This window comes from Pseudaeromonas sp. HNCC25DJ182, from assembly GCF_055413365.1.
Map to the genome: position 1 here is coordinate 17,255 of NZ_JBVAYG010000001.1, position 25,774 is coordinate 43,028.

General features: G+C 46.4%; 23 protein-coding genes. All 23 read right to left on the bottom strand.

Annotation, left to right across the window (positions count from 1 at the left end):
• A complete protein-coding gene (locus tag ACZYUB_RS00060; RefSeq protein ID WP_463944559.1) occupies positions 1–1,431 on the bottom strand; it encodes a mannose-1-phosphate guanylyltransferase/mannose-6-phosphate isomerase in 1,431 nt (476 codons plus the stop codon).
• Positions 1,432–2,448, bottom strand: coding sequence for a WaaS/CpsH family glycosyltransferase (locus ACZYUB_RS00065; RefSeq protein WP_463944560.1), 1,017 nt, complete (start codon positions 2,446–2,448; stop codon positions 1,432–1,434).
• Positions 2,441–3,037: an LbetaH domain-containing protein gene (locus tag ACZYUB_RS00070; protein ID WP_463944562.1), complete on the bottom strand. Its 597-nt coding sequence runs from the start codon at positions 3,035–3,037 to the stop codon at positions 2,441–2,443. The genes ACZYUB_RS00065 and ACZYUB_RS00070 overlap by 8 nt, the downstream gene beginning before the upstream one ends.
• A gap of 19 nt (positions 3,038–3,056) precedes the next feature.
• The gene (locus ACZYUB_RS00075) at positions 3,057–4,094 is read right to left on the bottom strand and encodes a glycosyltransferase family 4 protein (protein ID WP_463944564.1); all 1,038 of its coding nucleotides are present in this window, start codon (positions 4,092–4,094) and stop codon (positions 3,057–3,059) included.
• Positions 4,085–5,323: a hypothetical protein gene (locus tag ACZYUB_RS00080; RefSeq protein WP_463944566.1), complete on the bottom strand. Its 1,239-nt coding sequence runs from the start codon at positions 5,321–5,323 to the stop codon at positions 4,085–4,087. The genes ACZYUB_RS00075 and ACZYUB_RS00080 overlap by 10 nt, the downstream gene beginning before the upstream one ends.
• A 4-nt stretch (positions 5,324–5,327) precedes the next feature.
• On the bottom strand, positions 5,328–6,443 hold the full coding sequence (locus ACZYUB_RS00085; RefSeq protein ID WP_463944567.1) for a glycosyltransferase: 1,116 nt from the start codon (positions 6,441–6,443) through the stop codon (positions 5,328–5,330).
• A gap of 11 nt (positions 6,444–6,454) precedes the next feature.
• Entirely contained in the window at positions 6,455–7,663 is a 1,209-nt protein-coding gene (locus tag ACZYUB_RS00090) for a hypothetical protein (protein WP_463944568.1), read from the bottom strand.
• 774 nt (positions 7,664–8,437) lie between these two features.
• Positions 8,438–9,688, bottom strand: coding sequence for an O-antigen translocase (locus tag ACZYUB_RS00095; RefSeq protein WP_463944570.1), 1,251 nt, complete (start codon positions 9,686–9,688; stop codon positions 8,438–8,440).
• The gene (locus ACZYUB_RS00100; RefSeq protein WP_463944572.1) at positions 9,685–10,788 is read right to left on the bottom strand and encodes a DegT/DnrJ/EryC1/StrS family aminotransferase; all 1,104 of its coding nucleotides are present in this window, start codon (positions 10,786–10,788) and stop codon (positions 9,685–9,687) included. The genes ACZYUB_RS00095 and ACZYUB_RS00100 overlap by 4 nt, the downstream gene beginning before the upstream one ends.
• A 1-nt stretch (position 10,789) precedes the next feature.
• Entirely contained in the window at positions 10,790–11,251 is a 462-nt protein-coding gene (locus tag ACZYUB_RS00105) for an acyltransferase (protein WP_463944573.1), read from the bottom strand.
• Positions 11,251–11,655, bottom strand: coding sequence for a sugar 3,4-ketoisomerase (locus tag ACZYUB_RS00110; protein ID WP_463944574.1), 405 nt, complete (start codon positions 11,653–11,655; stop codon positions 11,251–11,253). Before ACZYUB_RS00110 ends, ACZYUB_RS00105 begins: the two co-directional genes overlap by 1 nt.
• 8 nt (positions 11,656–11,663) lie before the next feature.
• Positions 11,664–12,209: a dTDP-4-dehydrorhamnose 3,5-epimerase gene (gene rfbC, locus ACZYUB_RS00115; RefSeq protein ID WP_463944575.1), complete on the bottom strand. Its 546-nt coding sequence runs from the start codon at positions 12,207–12,209 to the stop codon at positions 11,664–11,666.
• Between the two features lie 14 nt (positions 12,210–12,223).
• On the bottom strand, positions 12,224–13,039 hold the full coding sequence (locus tag ACZYUB_RS00120; protein WP_463944576.1) for an NAD-dependent epimerase/dehydratase family protein: 816 nt from the start codon (positions 13,037–13,039) through the stop codon (positions 12,224–12,226).
• Position 13,040: 1 nt separating this feature from the next.
• Positions 13,041–13,916 (bottom strand): glucose-1-phosphate thymidylyltransferase RfbA, encoded by an 876-nt coding sequence (rfbA, locus tag ACZYUB_RS00125; protein WP_463944578.1) that lies wholly within the window; start codon positions 13,914–13,916, stop codon positions 13,041–13,043.
• Position 13,917: 1 nt separating this feature from the next.
• Entirely contained in the window at positions 13,918–14,994 is a 1,077-nt protein-coding gene (gene rfbB / locus ACZYUB_RS00130) for a dTDP-glucose 4,6-dehydratase (RefSeq protein ID WP_463944580.1), read from the bottom strand.
• A 1-nt stretch (position 14,995) separates the two neighbouring features.
• A complete protein-coding gene (locus ACZYUB_RS00135; RefSeq protein WP_463944582.1) occupies positions 14,996–15,976 on the bottom strand; it encodes an exopolysaccharide biosynthesis polyprenyl glycosylphosphotransferase in 981 nt (326 codons plus the stop codon).
• A gap of 15 nt (positions 15,977–15,991) precedes the next feature.
• Positions 15,992–18,094, bottom strand: a complete 2,103-nt coding sequence (locus tag ACZYUB_RS00140) for a YjbH domain-containing protein (RefSeq protein ID WP_463944584.1) — start codon at positions 18,092–18,094, stop codon at positions 15,992–15,994.
• Positions 18,094–18,840, bottom strand: coding sequence for a capsule biosynthesis GfcC D2 domain-containing protein (locus ACZYUB_RS00145; protein ID WP_463944586.1), 747 nt, complete (start codon positions 18,838–18,840; stop codon positions 18,094–18,096). The genes ACZYUB_RS00140 and ACZYUB_RS00145 overlap by 1 nt, the downstream gene beginning before the upstream one ends.
• Positions 18,837–19,640: a YjbF family lipoprotein gene (locus tag ACZYUB_RS00150; protein WP_463945050.1), complete on the bottom strand. Its 804-nt coding sequence runs from the start codon at positions 19,638–19,640 to the stop codon at positions 18,837–18,839. The genes ACZYUB_RS00145 and ACZYUB_RS00150 overlap by 4 nt, the downstream gene beginning before the upstream one ends.
• Entirely contained in the window at positions 19,576–19,812 is a 237-nt protein-coding gene (locus ACZYUB_RS00155; RefSeq protein WP_463945072.1) for a hypothetical protein, read from the bottom strand. Before ACZYUB_RS00155 ends, ACZYUB_RS00150 begins: the two co-directional genes overlap by 65 nt.
• 222 nt (positions 19,813–20,034) lie before the next feature.
• Positions 20,035–21,015: a Wzz/FepE/Etk N-terminal domain-containing protein gene (locus ACZYUB_RS00160; protein ID WP_463944588.1), complete on the bottom strand. Its 981-nt coding sequence runs from the start codon at positions 21,013–21,015 to the stop codon at positions 20,035–20,037.
• Positions 21,016–21,149: 134 nt separating this feature from the next.
• On the bottom strand, positions 21,150–23,846 hold the full coding sequence (locus ACZYUB_RS00165; RefSeq protein WP_463944590.1) for an SLBB domain-containing protein: 2,697 nt from the start codon (positions 23,844–23,846) through the stop codon (positions 21,150–21,152).
• 83 nt (positions 23,847–23,929) lie between these two features.
• Entirely contained in the window at positions 23,930–25,240 is a 1,311-nt protein-coding gene (locus ACZYUB_RS00170) for a capsule assembly Wzi family protein (RefSeq protein WP_463944591.1), read from the bottom strand.
• Positions 25,241–25,774: the final 534 nt, after the last annotated feature.

Consider the following 25,774-nt stretch of genomic DNA (forward strand, 5'->3'; position numbering starts at 1 on the left):
TCATCCTTCAAGGCGACCGTAACGGTCTTCAAAACGCACAATGTCATCCTCACCCAGATAGGAGCCCGATTGCACCTCGATCATCTCGAGCATGATCTTGCCCGGGTTCTCCAACGCATGGATCTGGCCGACCGGTATATAAACCGACTGGTTCTCGGTCACCAACTGCACGCTGTCACCATTGGTGACGCTCGCTGTGCCAGAAACCACGATCCAGTGTTCGGCCCTGTGATGATGCATCTGGATGGAGAGCTTCTCACCGGGCTTCACGGTAATGCGTTTGACCTGATAGCGCTCGCCGTTGTCGATAGAGTCGTACTTACCCCATGGCCGATACACTTCACGGTGGATATGGTGCTCGGTGCGACCGGCAGCCTTCAGGGATTCCACAATCTTTTTCACATCCTGCACCTGATGCTTATCCGCCACCAGAACCGCGTCCTTGGTCTGGACAATCACCAAGTCTTGCACCCCGACGGTGGTGACCAGACTGGTTTCGGCAAACACATAGTTGTTCTGGCTATTGTGCTGCAGCACATCGCCGTGGCTGACATTGCCGTTGATATCTTTTTCGGAGATCTCCCACAGCGATGACCAGGAGCCCACATCGGACCAACCGGCACTCATGGGTACCACCACGGCATCGGCTGTACGCTCCATCACCGCATAGTCGATCGAGTCGCTCGGGCAACTGAGGAAGGCGGCTTTGTTGACACGGACAAAATCCAGATCCGCATTCACGGTCCCCACCGCCTCGACACAGGCGGCATAAATGTCCGGTCGGAACTGCTCTAACTCTGCCAGATAGCGGCTGGCGCGGAACAGGAACATACCGCTGTTCCAGTAATAATCACCGCACTCCAGATAGTGCTCGGCCGTGCTTTGATCCGGTTTCTCGACAAACTGGGCGACAGTATAAGCGGCCTGAGTTGCACCCGTAGCGACGCCGCGTTTGATATAGCCATACCCGGTTTCCGCCTGGGTCGGCACAATGCCGAAGGTGACCAGCTTGCCGACTTCGGCATAGGCGCACGCAGATTGCACCGCCGCAGTAAACGCCGCTTCATCACGGATCACATGATCGGCCGCCAACACCAGCAGCAGCGGATCACTGCCCTCGGGAGCAGTTTGCAACGCCGTCAGCGCCGCCAGCGCAATCGCAGGTGCCGTATTACGGCCCGCAGGCTCGAGAATAATGTTGTTCGCCAGCTTATTGATGGCACGCAATTGCTCGGCCACCAAGAAACGGTGCTCATCGTTACAGATCACCACGGGGTTTTCAGCGGATAGCCCGCGCAAGCGACGGATCGTCGTTTGCAGCATGGTCAGCTCACCATCCAGGGTTAAAAATTGTTTCGGGAATAACTCGCGGGACAAGGGCCATAACCGGCTACCATTGCCACCGGCCATAATAATGGGGGAAATACGCATTTATTTACGATCCTCTTCTAGTAGCGCATCAATCCAAGTAGATATCGAGATCCCTTCACGATTGAAAACTGCAGGAACATGTCCTTTTAAATTGTCTGTGTATGCTCGACATTGTTCTGGGGTCCAACGCTGCCCAGTCTTACGATCAATCACAACAACAGAATCACTTGAGCAATGCAATAGAATGGAAGGGTTAGTCGTCACCAGATGGTGTCCCTGACTTAAAGTTTCCCAAGTTCGCATTGTCAGGCCAGTCTGAGCCGGATGATGAATGTCAATTATATACTCACTTTGTTGGCTGATATTTTCCAGCTCAGCACGAGAAACGGGCTCAAATGTGATCCACTCGCGAGGAATTTCCCTAAGCGCGCGGTCTTTTAAATAATAAAAAAGGTACTGTAACCGACTTTGAAAATACAATTGTACGTAGTTAGTTTCTGCAGACTCAGACGATAAAAACCTCGACAAAACAGAAGCCCTATCACCATGATAACTACCGACAAATGAGTACTTAAAAATTTGAGTGGAAGAGGGAAAACCACCTTCCAGCGTAACTTGCTTAGAATAAAAAAGAGGGAGGTAACGTAAGTGCCAACAAATACTATCTTGGATATCAAAAGTAAATGAAACATCCGACTTGGCAGCTAATAGCGGAAAGGTTTCGATATTTGAAATGGAATCCCAAGTATAACAGGTCACCCTCACATTACGATTTACACCTCGAATAGCATCAATAAACTCAGGGGTAATTGATGTCCCTTTAACGATAAGCACATCGGATATAGAAGCAAGCTTTGACGACAACTCTTTTAATAAAAGCTTAGAATACTTTTGGGAAAAATAAGAGCGAAGATAAAAGATATTATATTTTATAATAGCCTTTACTGTTGAGGAACAACGTGGTCGATCGGGAAAAGAAACGACATCATCAAATCTGCGTGACAACTCAGTAGAGATTAATCGCTGATAATCGAAAAAATCAGGACAGATCAATACAACAGAACCACGGTTAGCCATTAACAGATACCCACTCATTGATTTCAAAATTGAATTTTTTGATAACTTTTGCTGGATTACCAACAGCTATAGCATTTGCTGGGATATCATGACTCACAACAGAGTTCGCGCCGATGATCGAGCATCCGCCAATACTGACTCCAGGTAACACAACCACGCCCTCACCCAGCCATACATTATCTCCAATGTGGACATATGATGACTGTAAGACCCGCTCCCGGCATATGGTGGATGGATGTGAATGCACATTCCCTTTATAGCCACCATGATTAAGATCTGTAATAAAAACGCGGCTAGCAATCAACACATCATTTCCAATAACTACATCATTAGCCGCAGCAATATGAACCGAATCATTAATCTGGCAATTTTTCCCAACACGTAACACCACTCGGCCGACATCACTATGAGCCTCAATTCTGCAGTAGCGCCCCGTAGTAAAGCCAGAATCAATCTGAGTATGTTTACGCCCCCGCCACTCAAAAGGAGTTCTAATGATTTTTGCGCTAGGTAATCGAAGCCAAGTGATACACTTTTCAATCAACAGTCTTAAAAACCCGAAAAAACCATAATGAGCTATATAATCCATCAAAGAGCACCTCTATTTATTAAGCAAGTTCTTTATATACAGCCAAGGTACCTTGATAACACTTTTCCCATGAAAACTTGTTAGCTTGAATAAAGCCCTTCTGGATCATTTCCGACCGACAGTTGGCATCCTTAAGTGCATTTAACGCCTTATCAAACTGCACAACGTCAGCCTGTTCAACAAGAATTGCGGCATCACCAGCCACTTCAGGAATCGACGAAGAGCGAACAGCAATTACCGGACAACCAGCCTTCATCGCCTCAATAACAGGAATACCAAAGCCTTCATAACTAGATGGGTACAACAAACAATGGGCTCTGTTATAAATCAGATTTAGATCTTCATCAGAAACACGTCCTAACCACTGATATCGACCAGGTATATTTGTATCTAACGACTGTATCTCATCTGGAGTCAAAGCACCTCCACCGACAATACTAAGTTTTAGATCAGGATGGTATTTTAGAGCATCTACAGCCATTGCAAAATTTTTATACCAGCCACGTGCACCAACGAAAACAACTTCATTGGTTTTATCAGAAGTAGAAGATGGGGTGTAAACATCAGAAACCCCATTATGAACGACTCGAATTTTTTCTGGGGCTACTGGACAAAACCGCATCAAATCTTTCGCGGTATTATGAGACACACAGATAATTAAATCACTATTTCGGATGGCCCTGAATTTTTGCCAAGAATGCATCCACTGGGCTGGCCCCCGACGATAAAGCTCATAGGTAAAATCATGGACTGTTGTTACAGTCTTAACCTTCTGCTTTGGCAGACGATAGTGAGTTGAATGAAAAATGACTTCATCACCATATTTGGATACGTCAACATCTCTCCAACGTTCCATAAATCTACAATCGGCAAAATCAACAACTGTCTTTTCACCATCCAAGATGATATTGCCACTTGCCGTTGAATTTCTCACATAACTGATATAATTCAGGTGATGCTTCTCACATTGAAGATAATGAAGGACGTGATTAAAATAAACTGTGCAGCCACCATTAGCCTGCAACGACTCAATTATACCATCATAAACTATATGCATGAATCCACACCCAGAATTTTATTTTTAATAAAACCAACAACAGAAGACCAATATAGGAAATGTTTGAATTCTTTTAACCTCCATGCTTTCGAAGGAGACTTATTTGTCCGCTGAGATTGAAATAAGAGAATTTCGCTCACCCTTGCACAGGAATATAAATCAAGTATTAGATTTGCTTTTTCTTTTACATCAGCCAATTGATTAGGAAGCCAAGAAAAATTAGCATTAGCCAGAGTTACACTTGGAGGCAAGTCTATCCTATAGAAGCAGTCGACTGTAGACTGATCAAATCCATAAACATAATCAGGAAGCAGATGGGTCCAAATAGGCTCAAAACGCATCAACAAATCAATATCCGTAATAGCCGGAATTAACAGTGCAGGGACACCATACGTCAACAACTCAAATTGACTAGTACCCATCCCAATTGACAGATTAACTCGTTCTCTTTCCCTCGACACAATCTCATCCATTGAGAATCCGTCAAAAATTGTCAACTCACAACCTAGATCTAGAACGCTTGAATCATTCGGCATCAACTCAATGAACCTATCACGATCGTCTGTATATATATGACACGAGATCGGAAAATTAGAATACTTGGCTATTACTTTTAATAAACAGTAATGAAAAGGAATGACTTTCCAATCGACGGCTCGAGCTATATAGACGATATGTATGCCGTTAGATGGTGGCGGTAATGTAAAATGAATATTATCAGTCAAATGAGAGATAGGAATCCCAGTAACAGTTACGTTATCTGAGCCTGATTTTTCTTCAATATAATTCTTTGATATTAGATCAATCGTCAAAACCCGAGATTCCTCTGTCAATACAGACAGGAACCGTCTTGAATTTTGTGATTTCAAACATCGACCAAACAAACATAAATTTAGAATATTATCTAACGATATTGAGTGTACATCCCAATATATGAAACTTGATTTAAAATGCCTTTCGAAAAACTCAGCCAAATCAATCTGCCAATTAAATGCCACGAATGTGTAATCAGACATGAAATAACATTCACGAAGTGTGTCAACAATAACCACATGCTTCATAAATGCATCATCACTGAACTCTTTTATTTGAGAGGATACATATCCGCCATCATAATCCAAAACAACGAATGGTAAATGATTTGTATACGCATGCTTTATCAACCGGATAATTATAGACTGTACCCCACCCGGCCCCGACGAGGGGAAAAAAAATGCTAACTTTGACAAAGCATCACCTCCCTGTAACTTTATGTATCAGTTCTAAAATTGAGTTTACATCATCTATGACAGGTGATTTATAACTAACTGGATACTCAATTTTCTTATGAGAAAAATCATAATTATTAATAATCGAAACCAATTCGACAAAATTTTGATTTTCAGCTAAAAAGTCAGAAGGCAAGTAATCATTGACGGCATCAAACTCAAAGGAAAACACAGGCAAAGAGCAATTAACAGCCTCCAACAACACAAGTGGCACTCCCTCAAAGGATGAGCAGATACAGACACCATCGACAAGGGCATACAATTGATCAACATCATCAACATTTCCTGCGTAATACACATTCTCCAGTTGATGAGTGGAGATTATATTAATAAGTCTTTGTGAATCACTACCACTACCAGCAAATACAAGCGAGATATTTCTATTTAATTCACCATTGCATACGAAATCTAAAAACTTGTCTTGTTGCTTGTGTTGGAACTCTATTCGCCCGATTATTAATATAACTCTCTGGCCAATCCGCTTTTGCTCTTTAACCCAGTTGTCGATGTCTTGCCTTTTAATTAGAACAGTGGAACCATCACTTGGTTGATGCTCTACCCAATTATGAAGTATAGAAACATCCATAGATGTCAATCGTTGCAATGCTGTCTTGTGGTAGGCAGATATGGTTATAAAACCATTAGGCAACTTATATAATTGATCATTCAAATAGTTTCTTATCCGAGGGAAAAATTTGCTACCTGTCGAAACAAGATCAATAACCAATGGTATATAGCTTATTACTTGCACGCCTAGCAATTTAGCAACAATAACCGCTTTAACTCCTAGTTCAATCGTACCTTGACAGACAATTAGCAGATCTGGTTGGAATGACCTTATATCACGCATCAGCTTTATGTAGTCATAAAGATACAACAACCCAAGACTACCATTTAAAGGTTTAGGCTTGATTGTGTTTTCAATCTTAAGTACATCTTTATTTAATTTATCAAAAAACGAATTAGGGCATAAAAATGCAATTTCACTCTCAGTCGACTCAGCTAATAGGTTAGCCAATCTGATGCTCATCAATTCATGCCCGCCTATTGGGACGACATCACTATAAAATAGTATCTTCATAAATTAACTAATTATTCCCTTGTCCTTGCGACTTTATTTTCTACATTCATAGCAGCAAATGCTAGAGAAAGGCTAAGACACATGACGACTGACACCGCATTAAAGAAAAACAAGTAAAAACCATATAAGGATATATAGAAACTAGCTGAAGAGTGCTTTTCAAGAAATAACTTCTTGATAATAAACACGCATGGGATAAAAAATCCAAAATTGAGAAATGCTCGTTCAAATGGGAAAAACCATAATTTTATCTTATATAGTTCACCAGCATCCAGGCCAAAGGCAAAAGGATGATCAAATAACGAGTTCAACCCCCAAAGTGGATACTTTGTGAATGGGCCAATGCCTAGCAAATAGAATTTCCAGTCTGAATTAAATAACTGCTCAAGAGAATCTAAAGTAGGGTCAAGTATTCCCATGGATTCATAAAAGGCCAGGTTCAATGGGAGATAATCGAGAGCTTTTATCACCAATAACCCAAGCGTGATGTACAAATGTTCAGATAGAATTATTGCCTTTTGCGGAAGAGCGAGTGTGTCAGACTTACTATGACTAAAAAACACCATCAATAACACAAAAAAGAAATATGGAACGCTAGCTTTTCGGCCAGCAAAAATAGCCAGCACAAAACAAGCAAGAATAACGAAATAACAAAACTTCTTATCTCTTATATCGAGCAGAAGAATTGCTGCCAGTAAAACCCCAATACTACCATATTCATCACCAGCAAAGGCGACAATCACATTGAAGCCGAATAACTCACGTCGCATCGGGGTTTCCGCATGAATTACATGCGCAAAAAACATTAAACTGATACAGGTAAATATTGCCAACCGCAATATGAATTTCAGTTGAACTTTATCTAGAGTGCCAAGCAAAACATAGATGGCAAAAAACAAGAGCAGACCTCGTAGCACAAAAAACATATATTTCACATCATATACGAGGCTACTTTGACCGATGGATGCAAAGCAAAAACCAAGAACAAGAAAAATCAACAAAACAACAAAACTTATATTTACTGGTACAACAACTGCTCTACTGATTACCTTTAGGAAGATAACAACCCCGAGAATAACCATCATTAGATCAATAGTCTTAAAGCCGCCAAACATGGACAATGTATGTAAAGATGGATAATCACTATCAAATCGCAAGGTGTTATCCATTGGGGCAACAAAATTACCAAAGAATGTAATTAGCAAAATCGATAGCGCCACAAAAATAATGCTTTTTGAATTTGAAAAAAGAGACAATGAGCATAATATAACAATAATAGACTCAATATAGATCAGCCCGGAGTTTCTCAAAACAGAGAAAAATGTTACGATGACTATATAGGCAAATAACAGGGCCTTCTGAGTATTTGTAATCAATGCATCCCACTCTAGTTATTAACAGTAAACATAATCCAATGAACAATAATCACTGATTTAATCAGCAATAAAACAGCCGGCTCCCAAGTAACTTCTCTCACCTGGCTGACTGACTGGCAAGCATTCACACACAATGCCACTGCCGAGTTATTCATCACCTTTTTATTCCAAAAAATATTTACTTAGGCTCTGTAATTTTCGATCGCACTTTTATTTCATTAACTAATAAATAACATCTAGACACTATACAGAGATAAAGACCGATTTTAGATATCATCCTTACATTCTCTGATTATCGTGACATTGAGACAATTGGCGATCTCTTTCTCATATTTTATTGATAATCACAAATCCGCCTTCAACTATTATTACTTTGGCAATCTCATTGGCAGGCACATCGCTTGCTATGATCACTCCCGCACCGATGGATGTCTCAACAATATTTCCTTGTAAAATTGCGGCATTGCATCGATAAACACAGTGTGACTAATAATTACAGATTTACTCTTATAGCGGCTCGAGCAATGCTTATAGATATCAGTCCCTTATAGTTTCCGTTGGGAAATAAGCCATAATCATGTGTTAGTCTGTCCGGAAGCGAACGAGCTTTGATAATGCCTAACGAGCAAATCTTTTTACATTCACATACACAACCAGTAGATAGATCATATAATTGGCAAGGTAAGCCACGTTAGCTCCTTGCACGCCAAGTAAATGAACAAAATAATAGCTTGAACAAACAAACGTAACGGAAAAAATTATTTCCAAAGTAACAAACCACGTAGTAGCACCACGAGATAACATAGGGTAGGCATATAACCAACTTGCAATCTTGACGACATCCCCGCATAACTGAATAAGAAAAAGATCTCGCGCTGAATTAAATTCCTTTGTGAATAATAGCCATATGGCCACATCGCGTAACAGATAGATAGCCAATGCCAATAGGGCCACGATGGGAATAATCAGCTTTGCGGTTTTATGGATCTCGGAAACAATCTCATCAACCCCCACTAACGATGACAATTTAGGAAGGTAATAGGTTCCCAGCGCCATGGTAATCACGGCAAGATAGACTTCCGATATTTTCCATACAGCCTGCCATTGTCCGGCAACATCCCATCCAACCTGCTCAATCAATATATTCCTGACCAGAATCAGCGAGATAGGAGCTGTCAGGGCACTGGTAATCGCCATCAGCATATAACCGCTAATGGCTTTACGTGCTAAGCGATCCGTAGAACCCCACCAAAATCGCAAATTGAACCAAGGTTGGCGCAGATTAGCCAACAACATGACAATGCCAATCAGACCACTTTGTACCGTTGCGGCCAGTAGTGCTCCCTGGATATTCGCCTGCACGATCATAATCAACATAAAGCCACTAGAGACTATCGTGGATATCATCCCAAGCACTACATAGCGGCGATAGTTTTGCAGGCCATTGATCACCGAAGTAAATAATGTGCCGATGGCGGTAAATGGCAAAATGCAAACTGCCGCGATGACTACCCAGGCCAGCTTTTGATCATGAAGCAACCAGAGGGCTATATGCTCGGCTTGCAGCAATGCTAACGGGATGGCGATTAATGAGATGAGAAAAACCCATTCCAAGGAAGCACGCCACCAAGGGCTACAGGCATCAAATCCATTGGCATGCTGCTCTGCGGTAAAGCGAACAATACCGCTACCTACTGGCGCATTCACCACTCCGTTGAGACTACCGACCATGCTCTGTACTTGCCCGAGCATTGCCATTCCTGTGGGTCCGGTATACACCGCAACCACCTTGGCAATAACGAAGCCTACGGCCATACGAAGTAGGGTCAACAGACCCGTCATGGCCGTAACTTTTAGCAAGCGCTTCATGCTTGAAAGCCGTTGATTGCATCAATTACGGTTTGTATATCCTGCTGGCTCATAGTTGGATCCAGCGGCAGCGACAAGACTTGCTGATGTAACTGCTCGGTTATTGGCAACGATAAATCAGCCCAAGAGCTATAAGCCCGTTGCTGATGTGGCGGAATAGGATAATGAATTAGAGTCTGGATCCCCTGTTCGTTCAACCAAGCCTGCAATTGCTCTCTATGTTCCGTGCGAATGACAAACAGATGCCAGACATGCTGCAATTCATCGTTCACCGCGGGCAGTACTATCCGTGGATTCTGAATACCTTGGCGGTATGCCAAGGCGATCTCTTGACGCTTGGCCGTTTCTACAGGCAGATGAGGAAGCTTAACCCGTAGCAAGGCAGCCTGGAGTTCATCAAGCCGACTATTTACTCCCTGATACAGATTCTCATATTTCTTATGAGAACCATAATTACGCAACGCCTTTAAGCTCTGCGCCAATTCGTCATCGTTAGTGGTAATAGCACCGGCATCCCCCAAAGCGCCTAAATTCTTCCCTGGATAAAAGCTAAACCCGGCAGCATCGCCCCAATTACCCGCTCGTCGCCCATCGATCTCGGCACCATGGGCCTGAGCGCAGTCCTCAAGGACTAATAACTGATGCTGTTGTGCAATCGCCAAAAGCTCCGGCATTGGGGAGAGTTGACCATACAGATGAACTGGAAGTATGGCTTTGGTTCTCGGCGTAATAGCGACAAGCACTCGTGCGGGATCTAGATTAAACGTTACCGGATCGGGCTCAACCAGCACAGGAACCAAATCATTTTCGGTAATAGCCAAAATAGAGGCAATATAAGTATTGGCCTGGACAATAACCTCATCTCCAGCCTGCAATTTACCTAGTTCCTTCCACGCTCGTAACACCAGAACCAAAGCATCAAGGCCATTGGCTACACCAATAGCATGCTTAGTTCCGCAATAAGATGCGAACTCTGTTTCAAAGGCATTCAGTTCATTGCCCATGATATACCAACCCGAATCTAGGACCCGAGTAAAAGCTGTTTTCAATTCTTCAGCATACTGTGCGTTGATAGACTTCAAATCTAAAAAAGGAATCATGTTACTTCTCTAAATATCCAAGAATCCGAGCCGGATTGCCAATAACGACAGCACAGGGAGGGACATCCTTTGTGACGACACTACCTGCGCCAACCATGCACCTCTCACCCAATGTAACACCAGGAAGAATAGTCGCATTGGCTCCTATTGATGCACCATTTTTGATGGTCGTACGAAGAAACTGCTCAGGGTAAACCTTCGAGCGTGGGTTTTTATCATTGGTAAAAGTAACGCATGGCCCGATGAATACATCATCTTCAATAGTTATACCATCCCAAATATATACGCCTGATTTCACTGTTACTCGGTTACCAATGCGAACATCACCCTCAATAAGGGTATGAGCACAAATATTACATTCTTCGCCAACTTTAGCACCGGGCAATATAACGGAAAACTGCCACACCCTTGTGTTGTCACCGATATTATCTGATTGAACATCGCTCAGCGGATGAATAAACATTATGACATCACCTTAATCAAAGATAAAAAATCACCATAATCTCTGATGTAATCGGATTCATCATATACATCACTTGCTAACACCAACAATATACAGTCCGAGCTAAAGTCATACATCTCATGCCATTGCATGGTATCGATTAATAGGCCCTGCGCAGGAGAGTTAAGCACAACACTCTGCTTATTAAAGCCATCATCCATTAAAAAACGACATGAACCAGCTAAACATATAGCAACTTGCCTTACCTCTTTATGAGCATGGAAGCCACGAGCAACATCTAACTTGGTGCCAAAAAGATAGTACACACGTTTAATTTCAAATGGGACATGGTGCCCCCCCTCAATCGCAATCAGATGCCCTCTATTATCGCCTAGGGTCTCAAAATTAATAATATCGACTAGCATTTGCACCTCTAGAAAAGATCAGCATCCATTAACTTACTTGCTAGCCTGTCTTTGTTAGATAAAAGAAACTCACTACCAGGCCAACAAATATCAAGCTCTTCATCGTTATATATGATAGCTCTCTCACAGCTTGGATTGTAATAATCAGTTGTCTTGTAAGTTATTTCAGCCACTTCACTTATAGTGCAAAAACCATGAGCAAATCCCTCAGGAATCCATAGTTGTCTTTTATTCTCCGCCGACAATACAACCCCAACCCAGCGACCAAATGTTGGTGATTGTTTACGAATATCGACGGCCACATCGAATATTTCACCAACAACACAACGCACTAGTTTGCCTTGTGCGTGGGGTGGTAACTGATAATGTAATCCCCGCAAAACTCCCTTTGATGATTTTGAGTGATTGTCTTGAACAAAACGCGTTATTTTACCAGCAACAAGTTCTTCAAATTTATTACTGTTCCAACTCTCCATAAAAAAACCGCGTTCATCAGAAAACACTTGCGACTCAATTATCTTGACATCAGAAATTTCTGTATCTATAACGATCATAGTATGCCATCCAACTATTGAAGAGCTGCCACATTTTGTCTAAATAATGAAACCATACCCTCTATATCATCCAAAATGTATGAAGGTTGAAAAGCAACTTCACCACGCAACCGGTCAATGCTGATTTGTGGATAATTTTCATTAACTCCACTAGACAACCAGTCAACATCAAATTTTATGTACTTAGACAACTCATCCAAAATATGCCCAGCAGAGACATTCCTAGCGGATGCAATATTATATACCTTGTGGCGTAATGCAGTTATCTTTGAAAGTTCATATATGGCATTACAAACATCATTCACATTAATATAATCTTTGGCGTAGTCCTTTCCAGCGTACATTTTAATTTTACCATGCAGAATTGCATCACGAATAATAGCTGGCAAGAATAATGGACTTTTAAATGCATTACCGTAAACATTACTCAACCTGAGCGATACAAACCGTGGATCAGCACTAAGAATATGTTCTGCCATCAACTTCGTTAAATTAAATACACTGCGTTTATCTGCATCTGATATCACTAGTTCAGCATTTTCTGTACCATCAACACTATCTAAATATAGGCGTGTTGATGATATATAAAATATACGCTCAAACTTGCAATTGTTAACAATTTTCAACAGATAGATTAGACTAGCATCTAGAACCTTTTGAGGCTCACGGCAATCACCAAACCCCGCGCAATAAACCACCGTCCCAAGATTAATATCATTGGGTGGTAATGTCCTGTTTATTTGATTGACAGTTTCAGATTTACCATGCAAAAAATTAACTAAATTCTCACCAATAAAACCAGAGCTGCCAATTATTGTATAAAGTGACACACTAAGCTCCTCGCTCGGTAACCAAACTCAATAAATATCTACCATATCCTGTTTTAGACAAACTAGAGCCAATCTGAATGACCTGCTCTCGAGCCAACCACCCTTGACCCCAAGCTATTTCTTCAAGGCATGCTATTTTGAAGCCTTGACGTCTTTCGACTGTCTGCACAAACTGAGATGCTTCTAATAGAGAATCATGAGTCCCGGTATCTAACCATGCAAAGCCTCGCCCAAGTTGTTCAACTTTCAGCTGACCTCGCTCCAGGTAAACCTGATTTACGCTTGTAATCTCTAATTCACCACGGTCGGACGGCTTAATATTTTTAGCAATATCGACTACGGCGTTATCATAAAAATAAAGTCCAGTAACCGCCCAGTTCGATTTAGGAAACTTTGGCTTTTCTTCTATCGACTTGGCGCAAAAATTCTCATCAAACTCGACTACACCAAATCGTTCTGGGTCCATAACTTTATAACCAAAGACAGTCGCCCCTTCTTGATTCTCGATAGCCTTCTTCAGTTGTTTTCCAAATGCTTGACCGAAAAATATATTATCACCAAGAACTAAACATACGCTGTCTTTACCGATGAACTCTTCACCAATGATGAATGCCTGTGCTAGTCCATCAGGGGATGGCTGTTTGGCATACTGTAAGCTAATACCAAATTGCTCACCATTACCAAGCAGTCGTTGGAAGCTATCGGCATCTTCAGGTGTCGTGATAATCAGAATATCGCGGATACCTGCCAACATGAGAACTGACAGTGGATAATAGATCATTGGCTTATCATAAATAGGCAATAGCTGTTTAGATACGCCAAGCGTAATAGGGTGCAGGCGGGAGCCAGAACCGCCCGCCAAAATAATCCCCTTCATCTTATTTTTCTCCGTACTGTTGCTGCATCCAGTTTTGATAAGCACCGCTTTTTACATTGCTTACCCATGCCTGATTTTCCAAATACCACAGCACGGTTTTACGAATTCCAGACTCAAAAGTTTCCTGTGGCTTCCAGCCCAGTTCATTGCCAATTTTGGTGGCATCAATCGCATAACGGCGATCATGGCCCGGGCGATCGGTGACATAGGTGATCTGCTCACGATAAGAACCAGCTTTGGGCACCAGTTCATCCAGCAAATCACAGATTGTATGCACAACCTCGAGGTTTTGCTTTTCGTTGTGACCGCCGATGTTATAGGTCTCGCCTATTTCACCTTCAGTCACCACCTTATAGAGCGCCCGTGCATGGTCTTCTACATAGAGCCAGTCTCGAATTTGGTCGCCTTTACCATATACAGGCAGCGGCTTGCCTTCCAGCGCATTCAGAATAACCAGCGGAATCAGTTTTTCAGGAAAGTGGTATGGCCCATAGTTGTTAGAGCAGTTGGTAACTATGGTCGGGAGCCCATAGGTACGACGCCAGGCGCGAACCAAGTGGTCACTCGAGGCCTTGGAGGCAGAATAGGGACTGCTGGGTGCATAGGCAGTCGTCTCAGTAAACAACGGCAGGTCGCCAGCTTGTTCATCTGGATGCGGCAGGTCACCGTAAACTTCGTCGGTGGATATATGGTGAAAGCGGAATGCGGCTTTACGGACATCATCCAGGCCACCCCAGTAACTACGAGCAGCTTCCAAGAGAACATAGGTGCCAACAATATTGGTCTCAATAAATGCGGCCGGCCCAGTGATTGAACGATCGACATGGCTTTCTGCAGCCAAGTGCATGACTACATCGGGTTGATGTTCGGCAAAGACGCGATCCAATGCCTCACGATCACAGATATCAACCTGTGCGAATGCATAGCGAGGTGAATCAGATACATCTGCCAATGATTCAAGATTGCCAGCGTATGTCAGCTTGTCGACATTAACTACGGAATCCGACGTGGCATTGATTATTTGTCGAACTACCGCTGAACCAATAAAACCAGCTCCACCTGTAACCAATAACTTCATTTCATCGCCCCATGCCAAATAAAACAACTTTAATCGTCAACAATAATATTTTAAAATCCAATAAAAACGACTGATGCTTTATATAAAAAATATCATATTTGTGCTTCCAGATGGCATCTTCAACGGACGCGCCATAAGGATATTTTACTTGCGCGAGCCCAGTGATACCTGGCTTTACGGCATGTCTGAATCTGTAATATGGGATTTCCTTTTCCAATTCAGCAATAAACACTTCACGTTCGGGTCTTGGCCCAACAATCGACATTTCACCTTTAAATACATTAATTAGTTGAGGCAATTCATCAATTCGAGTCTTGCGAATGAAGTTACCCACTTTAGTGACTCGAGCATCATTTTGGCTTGCCCATTGCGCACCATTCTTTTCTGCGTCATTGCGCATGGAACGGAATTTAATCACCTCAAATTCTTTATTGTATAGTCCAGTCCTGAGTTGCCTATAAAACACAGGTCCTGGAGATTCCATTTTTATTGCAATAGCGGCCAATATGCCAATTGGGATTGCAAACACGCCCAGAAACAAGGTGGCAATTAGATCCAAACTTCTCTTAATAACCCGATTCGAACGATGAGTTAAAATAGAGAATGCTTTCTGGTGTAAAAAGTATCCTTGATGCAATAGTGCTATTTCGGTATAGCCAAGAGTTCGATCTAAATAACTAACCAATGGTTCAACCCATGCACCACTTTCGGTGGCTCTAATCAAAAACTCACACGCATCGTGATCCAAGGATGCTTGTTTATAATGCAGAATTGTTTTGTTCGTAAAATCAGTAACGTGGTATTGATTAATAACAGCATCCATACCTGCTTTAGAGATGGAGTCACTTACAATAGCAATATCATCGTCCGGGCAATAGACGTATATCTGATTAATTGATGTAGACGAATACTGATAGCGTTGTACCACAGCATCATCATCCACGTCTGTCGCTGACGTACTATAATCCAATGGTTTCATCATCCGTTGCTCCACTTTTTATTTGTTTTCTGGTTTGCTAATCGTGTACAAACCATATTTTCTTGACAGCATTTGACCACCATCCCGGGTCAGCGGGATCCAGCTGATGGTGCCTTGACGCACGGTAGGCCGTACCTGCAGAAAATCGAAGGGGATAGTGAAATAAACCCCCTTGTTAAAACTGCCTTCTCCATATTCCTCAGCCGATACATCAGTAAATACCGCAAAAACTCCAGCAACAACTCCACTATCAAATTTGCGGGAAAGATTAATGGTGGTGCCGATATCTTTGGCGAGATAACGGCCGACACTGATTTGTGCCAACGTATCATCGATATAAGGTAATTCCCAATACGCAGTCAGATGACCAGTGGCAACCTTATAATCCGCCAGTTTTAGCGTATTGTTCCAATCCCGTTGCTGTACATAGTTGCCGTCCAATCCCAGCGCCCACGATTGACCATAAGGACGATAGAGCACTTCACTACCCACGCCGGCATACATCATCTCCAGATAACCACCATAGGCCTGGGCATACCACTCTGGTACCAGTTTATCCATCGTGGTGAGCTGCAGGTTGTTCATCAATACATTGGAGGAGCTGACATATTCGCGGATATAAGTCCGCACTCGCGGCAGCGCATCGCTTCCTGAAGGAGTGGTGTAATTAAACTTATCGTAGTTGTCGGTCAGGTTCAGATAGAGGGTGCCGGATGCCCACAGCTTGTCGGTTAATGCCAAGTCTGCATTGCCATTGATACCGATTTGGAACATGTAAAACGATTCCGGCCCACCGAAAGATTGCGCCAGATGGGGCGACCAGGAGTAATCCAATCGCTGCCGCCCACCGTCACGAACTGACACACCTTGCGGCAAGGTGGGTGTTGTCACTTTAGGTGGTTCAGCTGCCGGCTCCCCCAGCACAGCAGCGGTCTGCTGATGGCGGAACTGGGTCAAATCGACGGTGGTCTCTTCAATTGGCAACTGCTGACGGCGCGCAGTAATTTTCAGCTCAGTGGCATCGGGCACCGCATTGGCCACGATCGCCGAGGCTCGTACATTGGCCTCTTGCGCGTTGCGGTATTTTTTCTGCTCAGCCACCACGGTTACAGTGTTCTGATCATGATAAATAGCCGGATTACTCCAGCCAGCATTGCGTTCCAGGTCTTTGGCAACTTGTTGCCAATCCGGCTCGATGCCAGCAGTGGTGGCTTGCTGCGCTTTGACGGTGTGGCGGGGATCATCCAGATGGTGATTCCCCATCTCATTGAAGTTAGTGCGCAGGGTAAATCCCCACATCAGGGTATTACCGCGCTGATAGCTCAGATGGGAGTCCAGCATTTCGGTCACACGATACACGGCACCGACATTAATCGGTGAATCTTGCTCGATAACACCTGCCGCTTCCTGACTGTAGTCGTTGCCATCATATTCCAGCTTCAAACGTAAAGGCTGCCAGGGTGTCTGATATTCGATACCACCAAACAGGGCGGCCGGACCATGGAACAGACTATCGAATTCAAATTTCCCACCACTTCCAGAATAACTCTCATCTCGAGTACACCACTCTTCAGATGTGCTGCAGAACGGGTTTTTAATATTGCCGCTTTCGGCCATATTGCCCCAGCCCATACCGAGAGTGAAATCCAGATTTCCCCAGCGCTTGCTGGCCACCAGATACTCACTATCGAACAAACCCGTACCTGTAAAATCACGGATCCCGATCGATGTCTGTGGCAACCAATAACTTTCGCCCCAGAGGCGCAGCTTGACATCCATACCTTTATCTTTATAAGTCTGATCACCACTGAAATTAGGATCATCACTATAAAGGCGAGTGCGGATATCGCTATAGCGTAACGTGGTTTCCAGCCATTCATAGGGCTGCACCGAAATAGACCAACGGCGATACTGCTCGTTATCCATATAGTTGGAGCTAAATTCACCCACCCGCGCCATGCGTGCTGTTGGCATCTGCAGCAAGCCCACACCACCGAAGTCATGTTGCGATGGTCCTACTCCATCGGTTTGCGGACGATACAAGGCTTGCGGCTCTTCAACTGCGGCATAACAGGGTGCCAACGCCAGGGCGAGTAAACTCAAGGTAAAGGGCAGTTTCATCAATCGGCAATCCGGTTAGTCAGCAGGTGAGCGATGCGAGAATTCAAGTTGCGATAATTTTCGGGTAGTTGGTCGTTATCAAAACCTACGAACAGCACAGCCCCCGGATCGGCTTCGCGATGGTGACGATTCCAGTACTCAAGACCCACCTTTTCAATCGTACCGTCATTCTGGATGAGATATCCCCACTCGCATCCCCCCGCAGGTAGGCATTCCCCATCGATGTAATCGGCAATCACTTGCCCGGGTTGTATCAGCGGCCGCAGATGACCATTCACCAATCCCAGCACCATCAAGCTTGTCGGACGAGCAGGAAGAATCAGTCGGTATTCACCCTGCAGTAGTGGATTATCTTCAGGGCGGAGCCGAACCCAATCCGGATCCAGGGTAGCCGGCAGCCGACCGATCAGCTTCACCGCCGCAAGTTCCACTCTGAGCTCTCGAACCGCATAGGCATTCCGCGTCTCACCTTCGTTGTGCCACTGGTATTCGAGCATCTCCAGCTCATGAAGGAGAGCCTGGCGTTCTGCCTCCACCTGAGCCTGGCTCATGGTCGTGGCTATTCGCGCCGTAGGCCAGTAGGTATCCGCAGAAATGCTCGAATGAGTCAGTAAATCCCCTAGACGAGCATCATCAGGGAGCGTGATCGACTCACTCTTGCCATTCGCTTCCACCACTACATGGGAAGCTGCCGCAACGGAGCCGGAAAGCAGTAACGTGAATGCAAAAATGGAGGTCAATTTCATGGCTGGTACTGCTTTAAAATGGTCATTTCCAGAACGGGTAAATCGACACCCAGCTGTTGTGTGCTGTGTCGCACCAAGCCGGTTGCGGGTTCACGCCAGTAATGATTTTGATAGCTGCGGCCAAGGAATTGATCCTCAACGGTCTCGACCACATGCAGCAAGGCGATGGTTTGGCCATTAATCTCGATGCTTTCCAATCCCTGATTTTCAAACTGCGAGTGCATGGTGTGAATGCTGCGGTAATCTTTATCCCACTCGGCTTGCCACTGCCAGCTGAAACTCGATTGCGCTATAGACGCAGGGGATGACAGCGGATCCGGCGTTGCCGCATTGATGCTTCGTAGATTCGCAGGTAAACCCAGAGTTTTTATCAGCCGTCCATCTCGGGTGACAAACACATTTTTATCGGCCGAGGCCCATTTCAGCTCGCCCTGCTCGGCAAAGGCCAGCACCACGAAAGCTCGTGGCGCCTCGCCTACTCGCAAATAAGCATTGGCATAAGGAATGGCATCCAGGGCTTGTGGACTTAGCTCCACATCGGGCTGACCCATTACTGCGATTTTGGCTGTTTCATACAGATCATGAGGTGCACCTGCACACCCAGCCAAGAACAGAGCAAAATTGCAGTAAAAGCTCAGAATTATTTTCGGTTTCGACATCTGGCACCTGGTCATAAGCCGGAAAAAAGACCGCTTTCGGTGACCCGAAAGCGGTAGATTCACAACACAGCTGCGCTTAGTTAGTCGCAGTGGTGGTGCTAGTGCTAGTACTAGTGCTAGTGCTAGTGCTGGTAGTGTCATTGGTAGAGCTATCAGACACAGCAACGGCGACAGCGACAGCAGCAGCGGCAACACCGGCTGCTGCGGTAGCACCAGTGGCCAAACCAGGTGCAGCGCCGCCAGCGGCATCTGCCGCCATAGCATTACCACCAGCCAGCAACAGTACAGTTGCCAAAGCGATGATCTTCTTCATCCTATGTTCCTCTTTTACTTTACTAGGGTTCAGGCTCGGCTCCCTGTCCTTAGTCGATGTAACTCAACCGCCAACAAAAAACCTGACCTCAGGTTAAAACCACTGCCCGCGCTTTATATGTGCTTTGTGCAGTAGTTCATATTTTTCTCGACTGAGACCCATTATGCAATCATTCATTTTGCAACCAATTGGCCTCAATCATCACCAGCAAACAGCGATCGATTAGTTCGGTTCTTCCCGTCGGCGTAGCGCGTAGCGGATCAGCACCAACATCACGCCTGCCATGCCACCGAGCACAGTCCCCAATACAGCAATCAAGGCCCGTTGCGGCTTGGCTTTTTCTTCGGCCACTACAGCAGGATCCAGAGTCTTGAACACATACTCCTGATTCACTTCGGCCAGCATCAGGGTTTTTGTCTGCTCTTCGATTAATTTATAGAAGACTGTCTGCATATCAGCGACGGAAGTTTTGGCCAGTTGGGTCTTGAGGTAACCAATATTGCGCTCGGCGTCCGCCACATCTCGCTGTTTCATGGCCTGATTTAGATCAGCCACCAACCAATCGATCCACTGCTTGGCCATTTGTGGTGAGTAATAGTCGATCGCCACCGTTGCCAGGCCGCTCTTCTTATCCATCGCCACACTGGTAATGGCGTTAAAGGCTTTCACCAACTCCCAATCCGTCGGCTCGATGGACTTGCCCGCAGGAACCTCACGCACCCATTTTTTCGCGACGCTATCGTATTGTTCCGGGTCAATAATCAGCTCGCCACTACGCTTATCCGCCTTGATAGCAGCAATAAGTGGCACCTCCAGTTGATGTTTGCGCACAAATGCCGTGATAAATTGCCGGGATTTGGCGACCTCGACAGCGATGCTTGTTTTATCGGTTTTACCTTGCCCTAAACTAATCCCAGCCAAACTTGCCAGGCCCCCATATTGTCCCGCCAAAGCCCCGAGGCCCCCCCCCTGTTGCTCAGCGGACGGGGCGAGCAGAGCCTCAGCACGATAAATATTGGGTAACCCGATGGCCACGACCACAGCAATACCGGCACCGATAATAGTGGTCAGAAAAATCCACCACTTACCCCGCCAGAGCGCCTTAAATAGCTCCAACAGATCGATTTCATCAGCTACGGGTGCAAGCGCTGAATTAAAGGATGGCGGCAAGTTCACGCCAATCGGTTGTTGTTGATGGGTCATCATCTCATTCTTTCAGTGCACCAGGCTGCTCATTGCTAATTCAGTAGCAGGCCTGTGGTAAGTAGAGGTACTGACGGCCGACCTGTATTGGCTCGGCAGACCGTCAGTGTATAGACTCGCGGATACGCCAGTTATTACTTAATTGCGCTCCAGGCGACACCCAACTGGTACATCATCTGCGTTGCCGTTGACCAGGTACTCAAGCTATCCAGATAATCCGAATCAATCGGCGCAATAATGGTATCCCCAGGCTCGATGGCACTTTCACGGCGAGAAAACCAGTAGCTACTTCCTGGCAGCATGACAGAGCCATCCGCCTTGATCACATAGATGCGATCGGTATCTGCCTGTTTCTTGGTACCACCGGCCTTATCCAGATAATCCTGCATTGAAAGAGCCGGATCATAGACATGCGATGACGGCATCTGTACCTGACCGGTGACAGACACCACATTCTGGAACGTCGGGATATAGAGCTTATCACCATCGCTCAGCATGACATCGGAGAGTTTCTGACCGCTTAAAATAGCCGGCAGATTGATACTCATCCGGCCGATAGCCTGGGTGCTTTGCAATTTATTCACCAGCTCCGCCGCTTCGGTCGGTGAAGAGGTTCGCGTCGCCACACTGCCCGCTTGTCGCCGTAAGGACAAGGTGGAGATCTCCTGTTGTAACTGCTCCTTCATGTAGACCAAGCGTTCGGCTTCTTGCTTACGCAACGACTCCCGGGCAAAGACGGCCCCCTTGGCATTAGCAAACTCGGTCAAGCCACCAGCACGCTGGATCAGACTGGCAATGGTCTCGCCACGCTGCACCCGGTAAGTTCCGGGGAACTTGGCCTCACCAAATAGTTGCACCGTCACTTCGTCGCGCCAATCCGGATTTGCCAGAATGCTCAGATTATCTTTGGACTGGGCACGAGGCGCAGTGCTCTTGACAGCCAAGCTATGCAGATCAATCTGTTGGTGACTGATGCTCAGACTTGCATCGGCCGCTTCGTCAATCCGCGAGAGCTCAGCCGCATAAGCGCTCTCCTTAAACCCCCCCGCCGCAGCGACCAGATCTGCCAAGGTGGCATAACGAGCCAAAGGATAGACACCCGGGAATTTCACCTCGCCGCGGATCTCGGCCAGTTGCACCGGGTTTTGGTTGTCTGCCTGTGCTTTTAACCTTTCAACCACAGGTGCCAACAGGGCATCACGACTGTCTTGGGCCAATGAATCGCTACTATTTTGCTTGTTACCCTGCTTCAGGTTCAGTTTGCCTTTATCCGCTAACTGATTGCTTGAAACCACAGCACCAGTCTGGGCATCCACAACTTCATCGGTTAGCCCCCCCGCCAAGGCCTGGCGTTGAGCTTGAGCCACTTGGGCGTAACGTGCATCTTCGCTGTCAGCTTGTGACCGCGGGAACTGCTTGTCCTGTGACTTGGCTTGAGTCTCTTTGGTGGTTTGAGTAAAGCTGTCGGTGGCATCTTTACTGAACACCAGCAGTTGATCCCTCGGTTGCAACAGCAAGTCGTCTGTATCGCCCGGCATACTGATGGCTCGCCCCAGATTGAACTGGATCACTTCGATATCGTGGCGAGGATTGATTTCGCGTACCACCAGGGCGTAATCCAGATCGGCGGTAGCCTTCAGGTCACGGCGCGGATCCTTGAGCAGTTGACTGATGCGGATGCCCGGCTGGTAGTTATAGGTCCCTTCTCGGACCACAGCGCCCTTGATGGCTATCGCCTTGGAGTATTCGGTGGTGGTCGGCTTGGCTTCGATCTTGTCGCCATCGCGGATGATGAAGTTGCGATCCGAGCCACTGCCCAGATCCAGGTTGAACACCTGGGTGCCGTTTTCGCCGCGACGAGTGACCATCACTTCCCGCAAGGCATCGGCCTTGAGGCCACCGGCCACCTCCAGCACGCTACCGATGGCCACCGGACCGGAGAGTTCATAGATTGCCGGACGTTTGACCAGGCCCTCGACGGTAACTTCGGTTCCCTTGGCCGGAATAAAGATGGTATCTCCGGCACGCAGGCGAATGTCCTGTGCAGTATTGCCCCAGATCAGCATCTTATACAGATCAACATTCTGCACGGTTTGGCCGGCACGCTTGACCTGGATCTTGCGCAAGGAACCCACGGTATCGATACCGCCTGCGATCTGCAATGCCTGGCTCACCGTGGTCAGGGCATTCACGTTATAAGCGCCGGGACGAAAGGCATCGCCCATCACGAAGATCTGCATGGTGCGCAGGGCACCAAAGCTGATCGCGGACTCGACACCGATAAACTGCTCGGCAATCCGCGATTGCAGGGTGTCGCTCACCTGCTGGAACGTCAGACCGGCAACGCTGATTGGTCCCAGTTTCGGGAACTCAATACTGCCATCCCTATTCACCTTGAGTTTGTAGCTGGCGTTTTCCTTGCCATACATCTGCACCCGCAGCTCATCGCCAGGGCCGACCACATAATCATCGGGTACCGGAATATCACTCAACGGGGTCTGGGAGGTCGGTTGCGCCGCAAACACGTTATAACCAAACGGCTCAAGTCCAGAAGACGCTGAGGCTGTCGCCTGACGTTGGCTCGCCTGTGAGTTATCGACAACTCTCGGAGCTAATGTGGTCGGCATTGGAGCGGCTTGTGGTGTCGCACCTGGCTGCGATTTTAGCTGGCTCAGATCCATCCCGTATTGGGCGGCAACCGCCTCCTGCTGGGCAGGAGAGAGCTGACTAAACTGCGCCATGACATTGGCGGGAATTTCAGCGGAAGCCTGACCGACGGCCAGACCCAGACTCAAGCCCAGCAGGGCCATACGCATTGTTGCTGCTCTCATTGTCACTGCAATCCTATGCTGTTGCTTTTACATCAAAAAAGCAGAGTTGCTGCCAACTCTGGAAAAGAAAAATCGTGATTGAATTAGTTGAACCGATACTCGTAGACCACACCACCAGAGAGGCGATCTGCCGTCGGCGCACTATCTTCACTACCGGTCAGATTACCGGTGACCCGTCCGGCAAACACTGGCAACCGGTACTGGGCGACCAGGGTCTGATAGCGATCGGCCATCCCGGGGCTGTTCTGATGCACGAATGCCGATAGGGTGTGATCATTATGCAACTGCAAGTAGCCGCCCAAGGACACGCGTTTGCCATCGACCGCATCGACAATAACATTCCCCTTATGCTGCCAGAGCGGCTGAACACCCATATCGGCATTCGGGGTCGATTCCGGATCCGACTCCTGAGCTTCGGCGACCAGACGCAAGGACTCACGGCCCAGCAACCAGCGCGCATCCAGCCCCATCAACTGATAATCCACGCCAGTTTGTCGATCATGGCCGTATTCACCATACAGGCCACCGGCACCTGCCCAGGGTAAGGGTGCGGACAGACGCATATCCAGAGTCCACATGCCATTCCCCTGCTCGGAGACTGCGGGTTGACCGGGCCACGTATCTTCGCCACCCAGCCATTGTTTATAGCTACTGCCCAATTGCAGCCAGGATTTGGGCCGCAGCGCCACACGACTGGCCCACAGATAGTCGGCATCGACCTGGTTATCCTGCTTACCCACCAGCGTCTCGGCCCACAGACTCCCCAACCAGCCTGCAGAGGGGTGTTGATAGCTCAGCGACAGACCGGGAACCGACACCGCTTGTTGGCCAAAGCCAAAAGCCTGTTGCCACCCCGGGCCCCACCACCGCGACAGCCAACCCAGGCTCAGGGTAAAGTCACGGGTCCCGAAGGCCAGATAGCTATCTTCGAAATGCCAGTGATCATTGCTATCCGCCGCCTGGCGATAGCCACTGCTCACCCGCATGGCAAACTGGTTTTCCATGATCTCGTGGCTGGCACGGATACCGTACTCGGTATGCTCGCTGCCGCCAAAGCCATTCTGGCCCACGTCCGCATCATTTGCCCAAGAGAGGGTGAGATGAGAGCGTCCGCGCCCCAGGCGTTCGCTATCCAGTCGGTACTGCACATGCCGGTAAGCGCTCTGTTCAGCTGAGTTCAGGCTTGCCGGATCCAATCGGGAAAATTGATCGGCCAATAAGGACCAACGCACCGGAAAGGTATTCAGCGGCAGACGGATTAAACCCCGATCCGCCAGATATTGCAGATCGCTGCGCAGGAATGGATCATCCGCTTCCACCCAGGGCGAAGCACTGGCGGCCAGACTGCACAATCCACAACTCAAAACTAGGAACGAAACCACTAAACGCGACATAGAAGGGATGCCTGTTTTTTTTTAAGTGAAAGCAGAGGTGTATGAGGTATTAATCTGTGTGGACAAATCAGGCACTACAGGGTGTTTCACACGGGTGTTTAACAACCCGTCAAAGAGTGCATTCATATCATTAACAAACGTCAATTTTTGTAAATTTAGATATGGCTACCGCCAGTGGCTTACAGCTACCACACTGCATAAGTAAATTTAGTTTTTATAGTAACTAACTGATTTTAAATGTGAAATATCGAATTTAATCAGCTAGCACCCGAATCTTGGAGCCAATGTTACCATGATTGAATAACGGTACAAGCCCAGCGTGAAACAGGCTCCGATAACCGGATTCAATGCTGACTCTTACCACCCGCGACATGGTGTTTTTATATACAAAAATTGTCTGACATCAGAGAGTAAGACGTTACGCTAATTTCGGTAGCACAGACAGGCAGACATCTGGGCATCAATGAGAGAATTGAAGCAGCCAGACGCCGTGAATACCGCCCTGCCCCCCCGCGCACGTTCGCGATTGCAACC

Excerpts from the sequence above, each read along its gene's own strand:
- ACZYUB_RS00075 (WP_463944564.1), bottom strand. The coding sequence starts at position 4,094 with ATGCATATAGTTTATGATGGTATAATTGAGTCGTTGCAGGCTAATGGT.
- ACZYUB_RS00140 (WP_463944584.1), bottom strand. The coding sequence starts at position 18,094 with ATGAAACTGCCCTTTACCTTGAGTTTACTCGCCCTGGCGTTGGCACCC.
- ACZYUB_RS00100 (WP_463944572.1), bottom strand. The coding sequence starts at position 10,788 with ATGATTCCTTTTTTAGATTTGAAGTCTATCAACGCACAGTATGCTGAA.
- ACZYUB_RS00085 (WP_463944567.1), bottom strand. The coding sequence starts at position 6,443 with ATGAAGATACTATTTTATAGTGATGTCGTCCCAATAGGCGGGCATGAA.
- rfbA (WP_463944578.1), bottom strand. The coding sequence starts at position 13,916 with ATGAAGGGGATTATTTTGGCGGGCGGTTCTGGCTCCCGCCTGCACCCT.
- ACZYUB_RS00105 (WP_463944573.1), bottom strand. The coding sequence starts at position 11,251 with ATGTTTATTCATCCGCTGAGCGATGTTCAATCAGATAATATCGGTGAC.
- ACZYUB_RS00155 (WP_463945072.1), bottom strand. The coding sequence starts at position 19,812 with ATGAAGAAGATCATCGCTTTGGCAACTGTACTGTTGCTGGCTGGTGGT.
- rfbB (WP_463944580.1), bottom strand. The coding sequence starts at position 14,994 with ATGAAGTTATTGGTTACAGGTGGAGCTGGTTTTATTGGTTCAGCGGTA.
- ACZYUB_RS00095 (WP_463944570.1), bottom strand. The coding sequence starts at position 9,688 with ATGAAGCGCTTGCTAAAAGTTACGGCCATGACGGGTCTGTTGACCCTA.
- ACZYUB_RS00110 (WP_463944574.1), bottom strand. The coding sequence starts at position 11,655 with ATGCTAGTCGATATTATTAATTTTGAGACCCTAGGCGATAATAGAGGG.
- rfbC (WP_463944575.1), bottom strand. The coding sequence starts at position 12,209 with ATGATCGTTATAGATACAGAAATTTCTGATGTCAAGATAATTGAGTCG.
- ACZYUB_RS00135 (WP_463944582.1), bottom strand. The coding sequence starts at position 15,976 with ATGATGAAACCATTGGATTATAGTACGTCAGCGACAGACGTGGATGAT.
- ACZYUB_RS00145 (WP_463944586.1), bottom strand. The coding sequence starts at position 18,840 with ATGAAATTGACCTCCATTTTTGCATTCACGTTACTGCTTTCCGGCTCC.
- ACZYUB_RS00160 (WP_463944588.1), bottom strand. The coding sequence starts at position 21,015 with ATGACCCATCAACAACAACCGATTGGCGTGAACTTGCCGCCATCCTTT.
- ACZYUB_RS00165 (WP_463944590.1), bottom strand. The coding sequence starts at position 23,846 with ATGAGAGCAGCAACAATGCGTATGGCCCTGCTGGGCTTGAGTCTGGGT.
- ACZYUB_RS00065 (WP_463944560.1), bottom strand. The coding sequence starts at position 2,448 with ATGGCTAACCGTGGTTCTGTTGTATTGATCTGTCCTGATTTTTTCGAT.
- ACZYUB_RS00060 (WP_463944559.1), bottom strand. The coding sequence starts at position 1,431 with ATGCGTATTTCCCCCATTATTATGGCCGGTGGCAATGGTAGCCGGTTA.
- ACZYUB_RS00070 (WP_463944562.1), bottom strand. The coding sequence starts at position 3,037 with ATGGATTATATAGCTCATTATGGTTTTTTCGGGTTTTTAAGACTGTTG.
- ACZYUB_RS00170 (WP_463944591.1), bottom strand. The coding sequence starts at position 25,240 with ATGTCGCGTTTAGTGGTTTCGTTCCTAGTTTTGAGTTGTGGATTGTGC.
- ACZYUB_RS00150 (WP_463945050.1), bottom strand. The coding sequence starts at position 19,640 with ATGACACTACCAGCACTAGCACTAGCACTAGTACTAGCACTAGCACCA.